Consider the following 18244-nt stretch of genomic DNA (forward strand, 5'->3'; position numbering starts at 1 on the left):
CGCCACGGCGCGGTGACCGGCCGAACCGGCGGTCGAGCGACAAGCTGTCACGAACAAGGGGCCTACCGAGACTTGACGTCTCGGTAGGCCCCGTCGTCGCTGGCCGGCTTAGGGCCGGCCGCTCTCGCTCAGCCCGTACCTGCGGTGCAGCGCACGCAGCGGCGCGGGCGCCCACCAGGTCCACCGGCCCGTCAGTCCGATGAAGGCCGGCACCAGGATCGGCCGCACGAGGTACGCGTCCAGCAGGACGGCCATGCCGGCGCCCAGTCCCATGAACTGGATGAACGACACGCTCGACGTCAGCAGTCCGAGGAACGACACGCACAACACCGCCGCGGCCGCGCTGATCACCCGCGCGCTGTGGGACACCCCCTGGATCACGGCGGGCCCCAGAGCCAACCCGGCATTGTGCTGCTCGGTGATCCTGGCCAGCACGAACACCTCGTAGTCCATCGAGAGCCCGAAGGTGATGCAGAAGACCAGGATCGGGAACACCACGGACTGCGTGGTCGGGGTGAACCCCAGCAGCGTCTCCAGGTGGCCGTCCTGGAACACCCACACCATCGCACCGAACACGGAGACAAGCGTCAGCAGGTTCAGCACCAGTGCCTGCAAGGGCAGCACGACGCTGCCGGTGAGCAGGAAGAGCAGGAACAGCGATGTCAGCGCGATCAGCGCGAACGCGAGCAGCACTCGGTCGGTGACCGACGCCGTGACGTCGACGAGTTGGGCGGACTGCCCGGTCACCAGCACCGTGCGTCCGGCGGGCACCGGCAGCGCTCGGACGGCGCGGGCGAGCTCGGCCCCACGTACCGAGTACGGTTCGGCGTCGGTGATCACCGACAACCACGTCGCGTCCGCGACCTGGAACCGCGTGCCGCCCGCGCCCAGTCGCGCGACCGGCGCGCCGTGGGCGAAGGAACCAGCGGCGCTGTCCACCCGGCGGACCCCCGCAACCCCGGACAGCCGCTGCGCGTAGTCGGCCAGCTCGTAGGTCGTGTCGCGGCTCGCCCCCCACTGCCCCGCCACGACGGACAGGGAACCGTCGCTGGTCGCCGGGAACTGCTCGCGCAACTGATCGGCGACCTGCCTGCTCTCCGCCCGCGCAGGCAGTACCCGCTCGTCGGCGAGACCGAACCGGGCGTGGAGCAGCGGAGCACCGAGCACCAGCAAGAACATGATCACCGGCATGGCGGACGCGACGGGATAGCGCAGCACGACCGCGGCCAGGCGGCCCCACCGGCCCACCGCGTGTCCGCTCCGGATTCGACGCCCGGGCAGCGGCCACTTCTCGATGCGGTCGCCGAGAAGCACCAGCAGCGCCGGCACCACGACCGTGGCGCCGAGCACCGTCACACCGACCACGGCGACGCCGGCGTAGGCGAACGAGCGCAACAGGTACTGGTCGAACACCAGCAGACAGGACAACGCGACGGCCACCGTCGCGGCACTGAACAGGATCGTCCGGCCGGCGGTGCGCATGGTCACGGTGAGCGCGGCCGCGATGTCGGGCCGCCTGCGGCGCTCGTCGCGGTAGCGCGAGACGAACAGCAGGCTGTAGTCGACCGCCAGGCCGAGCCCGAGAGCGGTGGCCAGGTTGACCGAGAACACCGAGACGTCGGTGAGCAAGCTCAACACGCGCAACATCCCCAGCGTGCCGACGATGGCGAAGACGCCGATCAGCAACGGAACACCGGCCGCGACGACGGTGCCGAACACCAACAGCAGCAACCCGAGCGTCAGCGGGATCACCACCGTCTCCGACGTGGCGAGATCGGCCTTGGCCTGAGCGTCCATGTCGTTGTTCGCCTGTAACAGGCCGCCGAAGCGCACCCGGACGCCCTCGGTGGCGCCCAGTGTGTCGTGCAGTTGCTCGACCCGCTTCGCCATCTGGTCGTCATTTCCGATCACCCGCAGCAGGATCATCCCGGATTCGCCGTCCTTGGCGCGCAGCTCGGTGACCGGTGTGTCCCAATAGGACCCGATGAGGATCACCCCGGCGGCCAGCGCGAACCGCCGGGTCAGTGATCGGCCGGCCGCCGTCACGTCGGGATCGTCGGCACGGCCGCCGGGCTTGTCCACGAGCACCACGAGATTCGGGTTGCTGTTGGGGAACTTCGCGGCCAGCAGCTCCCTGCCGCGGATCGACTCGGACTGCTCGACGTCGTACCCACCCACCTTGAGGTGTGCGACGGCGCCCACGCCGAGCACACCGGCGATCACGGTGAGCAGGACCGCAGCCGCGATGACCGCCCACGGTCGGTGCAGAATCAGGCGCAGCACCCTGTTCCCGCCCGCGGACGTCGTCGCGGGCCGAGGAATCGTCTTGTTCATGCGATTGACCACATTATTCACCTGTTGTGTCGAAGAACGGGACCAGAACGCGGCTCGTTCCGACGGCGGCGCGCCGAACGAGTCCGATGCGGGACAACGTTCGTGCGTCGGCCGGCGCACGAACGTTGTCGGGAGAAGGCGGTGGCCGCTCGCTCAGCCGAGCCGGGCGAGCTCGTCGGCCAGCACGCCCACGGTGTAGGCGATTTCCTCGGAGGTGTGCTCCGCCGTCACGAAGAACCGCAGCCGGGCCTGCTGCTCCTCGACGGCCGGGTGGACGATCGGGCACACGCTGACGCCGCGGTCGTACAGCGCGTTGGCAAGCACGAGGCTGCGCATGGAGGCGCCGACGATGCACGGGATCACCGGAGTGTCCTTGCTGGCTCCGATGTTGATGCCGGCATCCGACGCGAGCAGGGCGAACAACTCCGAGCGCTGCCGCAGCACGGCCAGCCGGTCGGGCTCGGCACGCAGCTGTCGCACCGCGGCGAGCGCGGCGGCCGCGTTCGCCGGTGTCATGCCCACGCTGTACACGAAACCCGGCAGGGTGTACCGGAAGTAGTCGATGAGCGCGCGGCTGCCGGCCACGTATCCGCCGCAGCTCGCGAACGCCTTGGACAGCGTGCCCATCCAGATGTCGACGCCGGCGCGGTCCACGCCGAAGTGTTCGCCGACTCCCCCGCCACCGACGCCCAGCACGCCGATGCTGTGCGCCTCGTCGACCATCAGCATCGCGGCGTGCCGCTTCTTGATCTGGATGAGCTCCGGCAGGTCGGCGATGTCGCCGTCCATGCTGTAGATGCCCTCGACGACGATGAGCACCCGACGGAACTTCCTGCGCGCGTGGCTGAGTAACTCGTCCAGTGCGGCCAGGTCGCCGTGGGGGAAGGGCCGGCGGGTGGCACCGGACAGCCGGCAGCCCTGGAGCACGCTGTCGTGGATCAGCGCGTCATGCACGACGAGATCGTCGGGCCCGAGCAGATGCCCGATCACCGTGACGTTCGTGGCGTGGCCACTCACCAGCGTGAGCGCGGCCTCGGTGCCCAGCAGGTCGGCGAGGGCGGCGTCCAGCTCCGCGTGCGGCGGTCGATCGCCGGACAGCATCCGAGCCGCCGAGACCGACGTCCCGTACCGGTCGACCGCGTCCTTCGCAGCCGCGGTGACGGTCGGATGCCCGGACAGCCCGAGGTAGTTGTAGCTGGAGAAGCAGATCAGCTCGGTGCCGGCGACACGGGTGCGGCTGGCGTTGATCCCGTCGTGCGTCACGAAGTACGGGTTGCGCAGCCCCAGGCGATCCACGAGCTGGACCCGCTCCCCGAACTCGACGATCTCGGGGAACGCGACCGGGTCGATGTGCTCCAGCGGCGGCTCCGGCGCCTCGTCGACCGGCTCGGCCTTCGCGTCGATGATCCGCGGCAGGTCGGGCTCACGAGGTTCGCGCTGCGTGTCGACCAGACGCACGAGATCGTCGATGGTGACGTCGGCCGACAGCCGCTCGCCGTCCAGCGACAGGTCGGGCCACAGCTTGCGGATGACGGCGCCGAGGTCGGCGATCATGATCGAGTCGAACCCGAGATCACGGCCGAGCGACTGCCCGCCCCGCAGGTGGTCCGGCGGGTACACGCTGATCTCGGCGATCGCGGCGAGCACCTGGTCCCGGACGGGTGGTGAGTCCCGTGCGGGTGCCAAGGCGTTCGCGTGCTCGACCGTGGTGAGGGTGCGGAGCACGGCGAGCACCTCGTTGAGGAGGTTGACCAGGTCGTTCACGGGGTTCTCCGGTGGATCGATGGTGGTGGTGAGGGCTCCGCCCGGCGAGGCGACCGGCCGGACGCGCCCGCGCGGCGGTCGGTGGCGCGGCGCGGTTCGGATCGAGTACGGCTGGGTGGCCAGCGGTGAGGGCGGCAGCGTGGCCAGGTCGCGTTCGTTGTCGCCGAACAGCGGCAGCAGGTCCACCGGCAGCCCCAGCACGGCCAGCCGGACAAGCCCGGACAGGAAGGCTCGGCCGTCATCCGGTTCGGTCTCCAGGGCGACGAAGTGGCAGCCGGTGGTGTCCGCGATCGACCGCTGGGCCATGGCGAGTAGCCCGTTCCCGCCGAAGACCTGGACGAAGACGCGGGCGCCGGCGCCGGCCGCGGCCTGGCTGGCCGCCGCGAACCGCACCGGCGATGACGCGGATCGTTGCCACCAGCCGCGCAACTCGTCCGGATCCGTGCAGACCCGACCGCTGATCGTGGAAACGAGCACCCTGCCGGAGCGCAGCGGCAGCTCGGCGACCTGCTCGGCGACCAGGTCGTCGGCGTCGGCCACCAGCGGCGAGTGGAACGCGTGCGAGACGCGCAGCGGCACTGTCGACACTCCCGCCCGCGCGCAGCGCTCGGTGAGCATCGCCAGCGCGCCCACCGAGCCGCTGGCGACCACCTGCTCCGGATGGTTGAAGCAGCCGGGCCACATCCCCTCGATCCCGGCGGTGAGCTCGTCGAACCGTTCCTCGCTGCTCTGCACGGCGACCATCCCGCCGGCCCCCCGGCTACCGCCGTTGGCAATCGCCTCCGCCCGGTGCACCAGGAAGTCGATGGCGTCGACCGGGTCGAGCAGCCCGGCGGCGACCGCGGCGGGGAACTCGCCGACGCTGTGGCCCACCGTGATGTCGGGGCTGATGCCGAACTCGGCGAGCAACGTGGTCGTCGCGATGCCCAACGCGCCGAGGGCCGGCTGACAGCGGCGGGTGTCGGTGAGAGCCGTCTCCGCGATCTCGGGGGCGGATTCCCACCCCCAGACCAGGGATGCGAACGACGTCCCGGTCGAGGCGTGGACGCGGTCGTCCAACCGCTCGATCTCGCCGCGGAAGCTGCGGAATCCGTGGTAGAGCTGGCTGAGCATGCCGACCCGCTGTGCGCCCTGCCCCGGGTAGAGGAACGCCACCTGCCGGTCCTGCTCGGCGAGCGGCGTCGCCGCGGCGTGAATGCCCCTGCCGAGATCGCCGACCTCGCCCGCACGCAGCGCCGCCGCGGCGGCGCCGAGCAGATCGATCAACTCGCTGCGGCTGGTCGCAATGAAGGCCACGCGGGCGGGCAGCGGCGCGCGAGTCGCCAGGGTGTACGCGACAGAGGACGGCGTCAGTCCGGGGTCGGCCACGATCTGTTCGCGCACCGCCGTCACATGCTCGGCGAGCAAGTCCAGCGAGTCGGCGGTGAGCAGGAACGGCACCGGTCGGTCGGCGCGCGCGGTGCGCCGCCGCGGCGCCTCCTCCAGCACGACATGGACGTTGGTGCCGCCGAAACCGAACGAGCTGACCGCGGCCCGTCGCGGGTGTTGCGGCACGCTGCGCCACGGCAGCGCCCGCTCGGCGATCGCGAGCCTCGCACCGTCCAACAGTGCGGCGTCGGGCGTCGTCTCCGGCTGCGGCGGGATCGTGGCGTTGTGCACCGCCAGCACGGCCTTCACCAGCCCGGCGGCGCCGGCCGCCGCCATCGTGTGCCCGATCAACGCCTTGACCGAGGACACCTGGCACTCCGCCGCGGCGCGCTCGGAATCCTCCGTCCGCAACGCGCGCAGCGCCTCGAGCTCCACTCGGTCGCCCACGGCGGTGCCCGTGCCGTGCGCCTCGACGAACTCGACCGTGTTCGCGCTGACGCCGGCGTCGCGGTAAGCGGCCCGGAACGCCGCCAACTGTCCCTCGACCCGAGGTGTCACGGGACCGTCGGTCGCGCCGTCGTTCGACGTGCCGACCCCCTTGATCACCGCGTACACCCGGTCGCCGTCGCGCACCGCGTCCGCCAACGGCCGCAGCACCGCGACGGCGCCGCCCTCGCCGAGCACCATTCCGTCGGCGCGCTGGTCGAAGGGACGGCACACCCCGCGCGCCGACACAGCCCCGACGCGGCACAAGCCGACCAGAGCGTCGGGCGTGAGGTTGAGGAAGACTCCACCGACCAGCGCGACCGTGCAGGTGCCGGCCCGCAGATGGTGCATGGCCTCATGGAGCGCGACCATTGCCGACGAGCACGCCGAGTCGACGGCGAACGCGGGACCGCCGAGGTCGAAGACCGAGCTGACCGCGCACGCCGCCATGTTCGGCAACGTGCCGGGCAGCGAGAACGCCTGGAGCGGTGCGAGCGCCCCCTGCGCCGCGTCCTGGACGGCGGCGAGCAGCGCTTCGTCGTCCTGCCCGCCATGCAGCGACCCGTCGGCGAGCAGCATCGCGTGCAGTCGCGTCGCCGCCAGAGCCTGGTAGTCGGACTGGTTCAGGCCGATGAACACGCCGGTGTGCGCCCGGTCGAAAGGGCGGCGCTCCCATCCCGCGTCCTGCAACGACTCCCGCGCGAGATCGATGAACAACCTGTGCTGCGGGTCCATCGCGACGGCCCGCCGGGGCGGGATGTTGTAGTGCACGGTCGCGAACCGCTCGACGTCATCGAGGAAGGCGACCTGGTCGGTGTAGGCCGTGTGCGGAGAGCGGCGATCGTGTGGATCGTGGAATGTCTCGTGTCGCCAGCGATCGGGCGGAATCGCGTCGAACTGCCGTTCCGCCCTGAGAATCATTCGCCAGTACTGCCCCACATCGGCCGCGCCCGGAAATCTGCACGCCAAACCGACGACAGCCATGTCGCTCACCCGGCCACCCTGCCCAGACGCCGAACCCGGTGCTCTGCCCGGCAAGCCGAAGTCGTGCAACGACGCGCGGCCTCGCCACGATGAAGATCCACGTCCACAGTCTGTTGCCGGTGGCCGACCCGCAGAAGGGGGCCATGCAGCTGGCCCCGCAGTATCTCCGAGCTATGCTCGTGTACTTGGTCGGATCTCCGAGACGCACCGCGTCGTTGTCAGCCGAACACCTCCTTTCCGTGCGAGACATCGGGTGCGCACTCCCGACGGCTCGCACTTGTCCGACGAGTCCCAGATTCCACTGGTTGGCAGCGGCCTCCAAGAGGCCATACCGGTGGCCACCTCGCCGCGGCTTCGGGCCGCCGGCGGTGGAGTGCGCCGGCGCCCCACAACAAGGTTGCGCGAAAGCCCGCCGGTCCGTTCTCCGGCCCCGTGTGCCGCTCAGCGTCGTCGGCACCTTCGCGCCATTGACATGAATCGGTCGCCAAAGGACTCAAATTAGGCTAGGTACGCCCGTTGACGTGCCATGACTTGGCCCCTACCGTACGGCCGTGGTTTCACCGGAGGTGACCAGGCAGCGCGCAGCGGACGGCGACCCAGTGGACCATCGACGTCGGAAGCTGACCCGTCGACGCTGGCGATCATCCAGTAGATTCTTTGGCGGGCAACGTGACGGAACCAGCGGGCTCATCGACGCGGCGGCGGATGGGCAACATTCCGGCTGAGGTCACCAGCTTCGTCGGCCGCCAGCGGGAGATCTCCGACGCCAAGCAGTTGGTGTCGCAATGCCCGCTGGTCACGCTCACCGGGATGGGCGGCGTCGGCAAGACCAGGGTCGCCCTGCGCGTCGCCCGCGAGCTGCGGCGGTCCTTCACCGACGGGGCGTGGCTCGTCCAGCTCTCCGGGCTCGACGATCGCGACCTGGTGGCGCACACGGTGGCAGAGACGCTGAACGCATATGACGACACTGGGCACGAGGTGTCCGCGGTCCTCGCCGACCACCTGCGCGATCGACGACTGTTGCTGGTGTTGGACGGCTGCGAGCACCTGGTGGACGCGTGCGCCCTCCTCGTCGAGACAGTGCTGGACGCCGCGCCGGGACTGCGCGTGCTGGTGACCAGCCGGCAGCCGCTGCGGGCTCGCGGGGAACACATCCTGCCCATCCCGCCGCTGCAGACACCAAACCCCGAACACCCGTTGCCGCCGAACGCGCGCAACCGGTATCCCGCCGTGACGCTGTTCGCGACCCGGGCGTCGGCCGCGGCACCGGACTTCGAGCTCACCTCGGCCAACTGGACTCAGGTCGCGACGCTGTGCCACCGGCTCGACGGGATCCCGTTGGCGATCGAACTGGCGGCGGTACGGGTTCGCGTGCTGGGGCTCCACCAGATCCTGGACCGCCTGCACGACCGCTACCAACTGCTGATCACCCGGCGCTGGGGCGGGTCGCCCCGGCACCGGGCCCTGCTCGCGACCGTCGAGTGGAGCTACGACCTGTGCACCCGTCAGGAGCGACTGTTGTGGGCCAGGGCATCCGTCTTCGCCGGGAGCTTCGACCTGCGGGCGGCGGAAATGATCTGTTCCGGCGACAGCATCTGCCCCGGCGAGGTTCTCGACGTGGCGACGGGACTGGTCGAGAAGTCGGTGCTGACCTACGAGCGCGGCCCGGAGGGCGTGCGCTACCGAATGTTGGACACGTTGCGGCAGTTCGGCGCGGACCGGCTGGCCGAGGACGACGAGCCAATGACGTTGCGCCGTCGGCACCGCGACTGGTACCTCCGGGTGGCCCAGTCGTGCGAGCGGGACTGGTTCGGTCAGGACCAGGAGCGGACGTTTCGACGCACGTGGGCGGAACACGCCAACCTTCGCGCCGCGCTGGAGTTCTGCCTCACCGCACCGGGCCAGTCCCAGGTCGGACTGGAGCTGGCCGGCACGCTGTGGTTCTACTGGGTCGGCTGTGGCTTCCTCGCCGAGGGCCGCCGCTGGCTGGACCGCGCGCTGGCCCAGAACACCGAGCCGAGCCACGCACGGGCCAAGGCGCTGTGGGTCAACGGCTACCTGTGCATCCTGCAGGGCGACTTCGCCGCCGCGACGACGATGCTGCACGAGTGCCGGGCGATGGCGGACGTGCTGGACAGCGACCTGCCGACGGCCTACGCGGTGCACCGACTCGGCTGCGTCGCATTGTTGACCGGTCAACACGTTCGCGCCCAGGCGCTGTTCGAGGAGGCGGTCCGGCGCTACGCCGCGTTCGGCGAGCTGAACAGCAATGTGATCATGGCTCGGGTCGAGCTGGCCATGGTCTCCGCCTTCCGCGGCGACCTCGACAAGGCGGTCGAGGTCTGCCTGCAGATACAGCGCGTCTGCCTGGCGCACGGCGAGCGGTGGGCCTACTCCTACTCGCTGTATGTGCTGGCCTTCGCGGCGTGCACCAAGGGCGACCTGAGTCAGGCGATCCGTCACGCACGGGAGTGCGTCCGCATCAACTACACCTTCCGCGACCTCGTGGGCATCGTGCTGCCCATCGAACTGCTCGCGCTGCTGGAGGCGTTGACGGACACGGCACCCCGAGCCGCGGTGTTGCAGGGCGCCGCCCGCACCATCTGGTCGTCGGTCGGCCTTCCCCTGTTCGGATCGAAGTATTTCAACGCTCCCCACCAGACCTGCACGGAGCTCACTCGCAGCGCGCTCGGGGACGCGGGGTACGAGGCCGGCTTCCGCCGGGGTACCGAACTCACGCTCGACGAGGCGGTCGCCTACGCGCTGGGTGACACGATGCGGAGCACCGAGGACACCACCAAGCCCCAGGTCGCACCGCTGCAGACACCGCTGACCAAACGCGAGTTCCAGGTGGCCGAGCTCATCGCCGACGGACTGTCCAACAAGGACATCGCCGGCCGCCTCGTCATCGCCCTACGCACCGCCGAGGGCCACGTCGAACACATCCTCACCAAGCTCGGCTTCACCTCCCGCGCGCAGGTCGCCGCCTGGGTCAACGAGCGCCGGCCGGCTCACTGAACGCCCGTCAGCGCGTCGGAGCCGAGCACGGCCGGGCCGTAGAGGTCGTGCAGCCAGTTGCTCTGGTACACGGTGTCGAGATAGCGCTCACCGAGGTCCGGGGCGATCGCCACCGCGGTGAGTCCCCGTGTGTCGTGCCGGGACAGCCAGTCCATCGCGCCGCTGACCACCGAGCCGGTCGAACCGCCGAACAGGAATCCGCTGCTGGCGAGCCGATGGCAGGCCCGGATGGCGTCAGCCTCGTCGGCCCGCACCACTTCGTCCACATAGAACTCATCGAGCAGCGGCGGACGGACGCTCGCGCCGAGTCCCGGAATCATCCGTCTGCCCGGCGCACCGCCGAAGATGGCCGAACCGACGCTGTCCACCGCGACGACGCGCACTCTTCGGTGCCACGCCCGGAAGTACCGCGCACAGCCCATCAGGGTTCCGGTGGTGCCCGCGCCGACGAACAGCACGTCCAGTCGCGGGAACTGGCGGGCGATCGCCGGCGCCGTCGTGCGGCAGTGCGCCCGCCAGTTCTCCGGGTTCGTGTACTGGTCGAGCCACACGTACCGGTCGTCGGAGGCACACAGCGCGCGGACGTGGTCGATCCGCGCGCCGAGGAAGTCGCCGCCGGGCTTGGGCTTGGTGATGACGTGCACCTGGCTGCCCAATGCCTCCATCAGCCGCCTGGCCGACAGATTGCAGCGGGAGTCGGTCACGCACAGGAACCGGTATGCCGCGGTGGCCGCGATCACGCTGAGCGCCACGCCCAGGTTCCCGGACGACGACTCGACCAGCACGGACCGTGGCGTCAGCACGCCGTCCCGCTCCGCGGCCCGCACCATCGCCGTCGCGGCCTTCAGCTTGATCGAGCCCGCGAAGTTGAACCCCTCGCATTTCAGGAAGAGCGGACGCCCGAGGATCGGCCGGACGTCGACGAACAGCTCCTCCTCGTTGAAGTCCTGGGGAACGGAAACGACCCCCACGATAGCCTCCTCATCTGCGTGGCGAACTGGGGCGAAGTGCCCGGTCGGTCATCCGTACCGGCGCAGTTCGTGGAAGAAGTCGTCGACGAGGCGCAGTTCGCCGTTGCGCGCCACCTCGTCGTAGACGTACTTGCCCAGCGCCAGGTCGAGCACGCCGAGGCCGAACGGCGAGAACACCAGCGGCCTGTCCATCGGCAGAGCCACCCGTCCGTCCATCACGTCGTCCAGCGTGCCGCACAGGAATTCCCGGTTGCCCGCCACGCGCTCGGCCAGCGACATCGAGGTGTTGGCCGTCAGGCAGTGCTCGACGTCGTCGACGATGTTGACCGAGGCGAGCACGACCTCCGGCGCGAGATCGCGCAGGGACATGTGCAGCACCAACGGATTGTGCTCGAACCAGGAAAGGTCGCTGATGTGCGGCGTGGTGGCGACGGTGGCGAAGACCACCAGGTCGCTGGCTCGGATCAACTGCTCGGCGCTGTCGTGCCCGGTGATCCGGCCGGCGGCGCCCGACCGCTCGAGGTAGCCGCGAAAGCCGGCCACGCTGTCCGCGGACAGGTCGTACACGCCGGTTTCGTCGAACGACCAGCCGGTGCCGATCAGATAGGTGTGGATGTAGCGGGCGATCAGCCCCGCCCCGAAGAACCCGATCCGGGTCGGGCGCAGCCGGGCGCAGCCGAGCCACTCGGCCGCCAGCGCCGCCAACGCCGCCGTCCTGGTGGCGCTGATGATCGAGCCTTCCATGCAGGCGAACGGGTAGCCGGTGTCGTGGTTGTTGAGGATCAGCACGGCCGACGCCCGAGGGATGTCGGCTGCCACGTTGCCGGGGAAGCTGGAGATCCACTTCAGGCCGTCCACCCGCATCTGGCCGCTGATCGACGCGGGCAGCGCGCTGATCCGAGAGGACGGTCGGTCGGGCAGGCGCAGGAAACAGGGCAGCGGGTTCACCGAGCCGCCGAAGCAGTGCAGCCGGTAGGCGTCGTCGATCACCTCCACGACCTGGTTCTCGCGCCCCCGCAGCACGTGCTGCACCTGGGCGCCGGAGATCACGGCGAACGTCGGCGTGATGGCGGGCTCGGACATCGGGAAGTTCGTCGCGGCGGGCTGGATCCTGGTCATCCGTTGCTCACCTCGGGCGTGCGCATCGGGTCGGCCATCGCGACCAGCACGTTCCGCGGTCCCTCGAAGGGTTGCCTGCCGTGCGCGGTGCGGACGTTGTCCACGAGCAGGAGGTCGCCGGCCCGCCATGGCTCACACAGCGTGGTGGCCTCGTAGGCATCGTCGAGCAGCCGCACGATCCCGGCGTCGACCGGGTCGCCGTCGCCGAAGCGGGTGGTGAACGGCAGCCCGTCGGCGCCGTAGACGTCCACGAGGTATTCGCGCACCTCGGGGACCATCGTCCACTCGTTGAGGAACGCGATCTGGTTGAACCAGCAACGCCGGCCGGTCACCGGATGGCGCACCACGGCACGGCGGCGCTGCCGGGTGCGCAGCCCGCCGTCGGGCCGCCACTCGTACTCGATCGCGTTGGCCCGGCAGTAGTTCTCGACAGCAGCCCGGTCGTCGGTGCCGAACGCCTCCGCGACCGATGCCCCGATCTCGCCGCTGTAGTTGCGCACGAGCAACCAGCCCTCCCGCTCGAACCGTCCCACCAACTCGGTGGGCAGCGTGTCGAGCACGGCCGCCGAGTCGGCGACCGTCGTCGCCCCGCCGGCGGTCGGGGCGCACAGGCATGCGAACAGCATCAGCCCGGGGAACTCCACCGCGTAGCTCAGCTCGTGATGCATGCACATCGGCTCGCCCGACGGCCACGGTGACGAGGAGTACACGCCGTCGACGTGGACCCGCCGGGGGGCGAACGTCTCCCTCTCGGTCATCAGGCTGGTCGCCAGCCGCCGGAAGACGGCGGCGGCGTCTTCCACGTCCTGGAGCCCGAGACCACGGACCAGTAGTGAGCCGTACTCGGTGACCACGGCGCGCAGTCCGCCCCGATGCTCGGCCGTCCACTGCAGCGCGTCGCCGGCGTCGTCGGCCCACAGCATCGGCGGTGTGCCCGGTCGCAGGTCGACTGTGTTGTTGGCGCCGCCTTCGGCGTCGCGGCTCGGCCCCTTGGGGGCCGATGCCTTCCCTGTCCGGATTTCGATCGCCGCGTCGGCTCGGGTGGCGCGGTGCGGTGGGTGGCGGCGACCGAAATCCGGCGACGGTCCAGGCATCGGCGGGGCCTCGCGCTCTCCTGGGTTGGCGGCGGGCTGGGGGCTGGTACTCATGGGGCCTCACCCTCTCCGGGTTGGGGATCGGTAGTCATGTGGAAGCCAACAGCTCGGCCAGGTCGGCGAGCACCGGGTTGCGGGTGACGTCACCCAGGGACACCGCGCGGTCAAGGCTGATCACCAACTGCACCGCCGCCAGCGACGTGCCGCCCCGGTCGAAGAAGTGGTCGTGCCGGTTGATCCGGTCCGCCCGCATGCCGAGCACCTTCGCCCACGCGACCGCCAGCCGCCGCTCGGTCGGCGTGCTCGGCGCGTCGCGATCCGGCTCGGCGGCGGCACGCTCCGCGGCGCGCATCGCCAACGTCTTTCGATCGATCTTGCCGTTGGCGGTCAGTGGCAGATTCTCCAGCCATCCGAACGCGCCGGGAACCATGTGCCCGGGCAGCGATTCCGCCAGCCGGCCCCGCAGCACGTCGACAGCCACCGGTGCGGGGCCGTGATAGTAGGCCACCAGATGGTCGCTCAGGCCGGCCCGTCGGACGACGACCACCACACCGGCACGGACACCGGGCACCCGCGACAGGACTCCCTCGATCTCGCCGATCTCGACCCGGAAGCCACGGATCTTGACCTGATGGTCACGGCGGCCGATGAACTCCAGCTTGCCGTCGGGCAGCCAGCAGCCGTAGTCGCCGCTCCAGAAGAGGCGTTCGCCCTCCCGGTTTGGATCCGCCATGAAGGCCGACCGGGTGCTCTCCGGATCGTTGACGTAGCCCCGGCCGACGCAGACCCCGGAGAACACGATCGCGCCGGGGGCGCCGAGCGGCACCGGCGACAGGTGCTCGTCGACCACGTACGCGCGCACGTTGTTGACGCACCGACCGAGCGGAACCCGGTCCCGGTCCGGCGGCGCGGCCATCACCTCGTGGTGGGTGTCGTCCGAGGTCTCGGTCAGCCCGTACGCGTTGACCAGCCTGATCCCCGGTTGGGCGGCGAACCAGCGCCGCGTGAGGTCCTTGCGCAGCTCCTCGCCGGTGACCGACACGAACCGCAGGTCCGGCAGCCGGCACGGGTTGTGCTCCAGCCAGGCCAGCACGACGTGGAGGTAGGACGGCACGACCTGCACCACGGCGACCCGACCGCGCACGATCGTGTCCACGAACCGCTCGACGTCCAGGATCGTCTCCTGCCCGACCAGGAGGGTCCGCCCGCCGACCAGCAGCGCGGACAGCAGCTGCCACAGCGAGATGTCGAAGCACTGGGGCGCGGTCTGGGCGACCACGTGGCCCGCGGCGATTCCCAGGTCGTCGATCTTGGCATAGAGGTGGTTGAGCATGCCCGCGTGCTCGCACATCGCGCCCTTGGGCTCGCCGGTGGAGCCGGAGGTGAAATAGATGTAGGCGAGCTGCTCCGGCGCGACGCCGACACCGAGATCGCCATCGGCGTACGGCTGTCCGTAGACCGCGTCGATGAAGATCAACTCGGTCCGGGACAGCATGTCGAGGTCGCGGTCGAGCGAACGGGTGCTGCCGAGTTCGGTCAGCACGAGCCCGCAGCCGGCACGGCGGAGCATGGCCGTGACGCGGTCGGCCGGCAGGTGCGGTTCGATCGGCAGGTACACGCCGCCGGCCTTGAAGACCGCGATGACGGCGGCCGTCCAGTCCAGGTTACGCTCGGTCATCACCGCGACGGCGCCTTCGCGGCGCAGCCCGCGCGCCAGCAGGGCTCGCGCCAGCCGGTTGGCCCTGGCATTGAGCTCCCGATAGGTCAGTCGCCGATCGCCGTGCACGACGGCGACGGCTTCCGGGTGCATCCGTACCCGCCGCTCGAACAGCTCATGGAACCGACGGTCCGGCAGTTCCCGGCGCGGGCCGGCGAGTTCGTCGAGTTGCCAGCGGAACTCCTCGGCGGACAGCAGACTCTGCGGCCCGTGCTCGGCATCCGGATCGGCGGCGAGCAGCGCGAGCGCGGTGCGGTGGTAGCCGGCGATCCTGGCGGCGCAGGCGGCGTCGAGGACATCGGTCCGATACCGCAGCCGCAGCACCACTCGTCCGGCCTGGCGCACGACGCCCACCCGCAGCGCGGTCCGGCCGGTGAGATCGCCGTCGCCGGTCGGATCGAACACGACCTCGAACGCCTGCTCGGTCACGCCCAGCTCACGTCCGCACTCCTCGACCGGAAAGTCTTTGTGCGCCAGCAGTTCCGACTCGGTGCGCCGAACGTCGCGCAGCAGTGTCCGCCATGTGTCCCGTTCGATCGCCAGCCGGCAGGGCAACGGCGGACCGCCGCGCTCCGCGACGTAGCCGGTCACGATCTCCCGCTCGCCGCACAGCGCGGCGAGCACCTTGGCATGGGCCGCCAGCTGCACCGAACTCGCCGGCACCGCCAGCTCGTCCGCCAGCCGGCTCAGCGCGGTCGTGACGTCGTCGGGGATCGTCGAGTCATGCTCGGCGACACCCGTCACCGCCGTGCGCGTCCACCGTGGGATCGTGGTGGAGCCGCCGGCGAGAAGCACGCCGCGCCAGAACTCCCGGCCGGACTCCGTTGGCGTTGCCATTGACTTTTCCTTCCGTCACCGTCACCGTCGCCACACCGCTCGCGTCCGGCGTGGCCGGGTTTCCGCCCCACCGTCCGCGGGGCGGGATCTCCTCGCCCTTCATGAGGAAGGAGTCGGCGGCGAGCACCGCACCCTCGCCCATCGTCACGCCGTAGTGGACGAGCGCCCCGACGCCGAGGGTGCAGCCGGCGCCGATCGTGCTGTGGTCGGACTTGAAGGTGCCGTCCTCCTGCGAGTGGCATTGGATCTTGCTTCCCGCGTTGAGCGTGCAGTCGTCGCCGATGTTCGTCAGCGTCCGCTCCGTCAGGTAGCAGCCGTCGTCGAAGACCCTGCTGCCGAAGCGAGCGCCGAGCAGCCGCCACACGGCGTTCTTGAACGGGGTGCCGTTGAAGACGTTGAGGTAGTGGTCGGGTACCTTCCAGAGGCGCTCGTGCCACCAGAAGTACGGGTCGTAGATGGAGCACAACCGCGGCCGCAGCGGCCGGAACCGCGCGGTGACGCGCTCGACGAACACGAAGTAGCCGGTCGTGATCACGAGGCCGAGCAGAGGGATCATGGCGATGGCCAGGCCGTCGAGCTCGTCGGCCAGGTCGACGGACGCGAGGCCGAGCACCGTGAGCAGGTACACGTGCAGCCACCTCAGGAACAGGAAGATCGCCATCGTGCCGATGTTGTATCGGTTCTTCGCGGCGAGACGCCGCCGCAACTCGTCGCCGGCGCGCAGCTGGTCGAACCGGCCGTCGCGGTCCACGGACCGCGGGATCTCGAAGGACGGCGAGCCGAGCAGCCCGACGCCCGCGCGGACCTCGCCGTCCAGCGGGACCATCACCTTCGTGGCCAGCAGGCAGTTGTCGCCGGTACGTCCGCCCGCCGGGTAGGCAATGTGGTTGCCGAGGAAATTGTGCGGCCCGATCACCGCCCGGGACACGCGGAAGGACGTGCTGGAGAAGTCGGCGTTGATGATCGACAGCCCGTCGGCGACCATCGTGCCGCGGCCGACGGCACTCAGGTACGGGTTGTCGTGGCGCACGTCCGTGCCGAAGTTCGAGCCGGTCTGCTCGACCGTGGACAGGTCGTACCCCAGGCCGCGCAGATAGTTGACGATGTAGGAGCTGTCGCCGAAGAACCAGGCGAAGGACTTCATGGTGGTCAGGCGCGCGATCGCCCGGTGGGTGGAGTAGTGCAGGCCGTAGAGCGGATAGACCTTGTCCGGCTTGAGCATCAGGTTCAGCAGGCGCGCGACGCCGAACGCGGCGACGAAGCCGGCGACGACAAAACCGAGGAACAGCGCGAGTGACAGGATCAACGCATCGGTCCACAGATCCGCCGACGCGATCGCCTCGGTGCCCTGGGCGAGCACCGCGTCCAGCGCCGGCACCTCCTGGGCCACCACCTGCCCGCCCCCGACGACCAGCGGCACGTACAGCAGCAACGTCTGAAGCAGACTGACGAGGCCAAAGCCGACCCTGCGCGCCGTGCCGCAGCTCGCCGGAGCAACCCTCAGGTAGTTCAGCTCCGTGCGCTGCGCCGGGGAACCGTGCCACCGCTGGCCGGCCGGCACCGACTGGCCGCTGTGCAACGCCGAGGTGTGGCCGAGCTGCGCTCCGTCGCCCATCGAGGTGTTGATGTCGAGCACGGTCTTCTCGCCGACGAGGACGTCCCGGCCGAGGGTGACCGGGCCGGTCTGGATATGTCCGGCGTGCGCCCGGTAGCACTGGACGAACGAGTCCTTGCGGATCACCGAGCCGGCGCCGACCGCCAGCAGGTCGGTGCAGACGGGAACGTTGCGGGACAGGATGGTGACGCCCTTGCCGATCCGCGCACCGAGTGCCCGCAGGTACAGCACGTACAGCGGGCTGCCCACGAAGAAGATCATCGGGTTGGCGTGCAGCAGTGCCTTGACCACCCAGAAACGCACGTAGGCGAGGCCCCAGACGGGGAACTCGCCGGCTTTCCACCGACCGACGACGAGCCACTTCGCCACAATGGGGAAGACACACATGCCGACGAAGCCGGCGCCGCCGAACAGGACCGACCGCACGTAGATGTCGACCACACCGGAGCTGGCGCCGACCCACCCGTAGCCCTGCGTGGTCGCCACCGCGGCGACAGAGGAATAGCCCAGGAAAATCAGGAATTGCAGCACGCCGCAGAGCAGGTACCGCGGCGTGCTCCCGTGCCCCCTGTGCTCGGTCGGCTCGACGGCGGACGGCTCGACGGCCGAACGCGTCGCCCCGCCGAGTGCCGAAGCGAGTCCACCGATCGTCGGGTTGCGGTAGACGTCCTTCATCGACACCGACGGCAGGTCGGCCCTTTTCCTGACCAGGGCGCAGAAGTGCGCCATGACCAACGAGTTGGCGCCCAGGTCGTCGAAGAAGTGGCCGTCGACCGGCACCTGGTCGACGCGCAGGACATCGGCCAGTGTCTCGGCAAGGACCGCCGTAAGGCGATCGGCCGCCATGTCAGCGGATTCCGTCACAGCACAAACCACAGCGCCCACCACTTGCGTTCGGGTTGCACCGCGGTTGTGGCCGGCGCAACCCTGGCGTGCA

General features: G+C 70.0%; 8 protein-coding genes. 1 reads left to right on the plus strand and 7 read right to left on the minus strand.

Features of this window, described 5'->3' with window-relative positions; translation table 11 throughout:
* Positions 1-108: 108 nt before the first annotated feature.
* Positions 109-2334, minus strand: a complete 2226-nt coding sequence (locus KUTG_RS20295) for an MMPL family transporter (protein WP_052395049.1) — start codon at positions 2332-2334, stop codon at positions 109-111.
* 153 nt (positions 2335-2487) lie between these two features.
* Positions 2488-6936, minus strand: a complete 4449-nt coding sequence (locus tag KUTG_RS20300; RefSeq protein ID WP_052396632.1) for a type I polyketide synthase — start codon at positions 6934-6936, stop codon at positions 2488-2490.
* 705 nt (positions 6937-7641) lie between these two features.
* Between KUTG_RS20300 and KUTG_RS20305 the strand changes: the two genes are divergently transcribed.
* On the plus strand, positions 7642-9954 hold the full coding sequence (locus tag KUTG_RS20305; RefSeq protein ID WP_043718824.1) for an ATP-binding protein: 2313 nt from the start codon (positions 7642-7644) through the stop codon (positions 9952-9954).
* Here the strand turns inward: KUTG_RS20305 and sbnA are convergent.
* The 5 genes from sbnA to KUTG_RS20330 form a co-directional block, all read right to left on the minus strand.
* Positions 9948-10925, minus strand: coding sequence for a 2,3-diaminopropionate biosynthesis protein SbnA (gene sbnA, locus KUTG_RS20310; RefSeq protein WP_043718825.1), 978 nt, complete (start codon positions 10923-10925; stop codon positions 9948-9950). The genes KUTG_RS20305 and sbnA overlap by 7 nt on opposite strands.
* A gap of 48 nt (positions 10926-10973) precedes the next feature.
* Positions 10974-12044, minus strand: coding sequence for a 2,3-diaminopropionate biosynthesis protein SbnB (sbnB, locus tag KUTG_RS20315; RefSeq protein WP_198047240.1), 1071 nt, complete (start codon positions 12042-12044; stop codon positions 10974-10976).
* Entirely contained in the window at positions 12041-12967 is a 927-nt protein-coding gene (locus KUTG_RS20320) for a TauD/TfdA family dioxygenase (protein WP_232241466.1), read from the minus strand. Before KUTG_RS20320 ends, sbnB begins: the two co-directional genes overlap by 4 nt.
* 259 nt (positions 12968-13226) lie before the next feature.
* A complete protein-coding gene (locus KUTG_RS20325) occupies positions 13227-15692 on the minus strand; it encodes a non-ribosomal peptide synthetase (protein ID WP_084579568.1) in 2466 nt (821 codons plus the stop codon).
* Positions 15577-18171, minus strand: coding sequence for a Pls/PosA family non-ribosomal peptide synthetase (locus KUTG_RS20330; protein ID WP_232240873.1), 2595 nt, complete (start codon positions 18169-18171; stop codon positions 15577-15579). Before KUTG_RS20330 ends, KUTG_RS20325 begins: the two co-directional genes overlap by 116 nt.
* Positions 18172-18244 lie beyond the last annotated feature (73 nt).

This window comes from Kutzneria sp. 744 (genome assembly GCF_000568255.1).
GTDB lineage: Bacteria > Actinomycetota > Actinomycetes > Mycobacteriales > Pseudonocardiaceae > Kutzneria.

Coding starts and splice junctions, on each gene's coding strand:
- KUTG_RS20295 (WP_052395049.1), bottom strand. CDS start 2,334: ATGAACAAGACGATTCCTCGGCCCGCGACGACGTCCGCGGGCGGGAAC.
- KUTG_RS20325 (WP_084579568.1), bottom strand. CDS start 15,692: ATGGCAACGCCAACGGAGTCCGGCCGGGAGTTCTGGCGCGGCGTGCTT.
- KUTG_RS20300 (WP_052396632.1), bottom strand. CDS start 6,936: ATGGCTGTCGTCGGTTTGGCGTGCAGATTTCCGGGCGCGGCCGATGTG.
- sbnB (WP_198047240.1), bottom strand. CDS start 12,044: ATGACCAGGATCCAGCCCGCCGCGACGAACTTCCCGATGTCCGAGCCC.
- KUTG_RS20320 (WP_232241466.1), bottom strand. CDS start 12,967: ATGCTGTGGGCCGACGACGCCGGCGACGCGCTGCAGTGGACGGCCGAG.
- KUTG_RS20305 (WP_043718824.1), top strand. CDS start 7,642: ATGGGCAACATTCCGGCTGAGGTCACCAGCTTCGTCGGCCGCCAGCGG.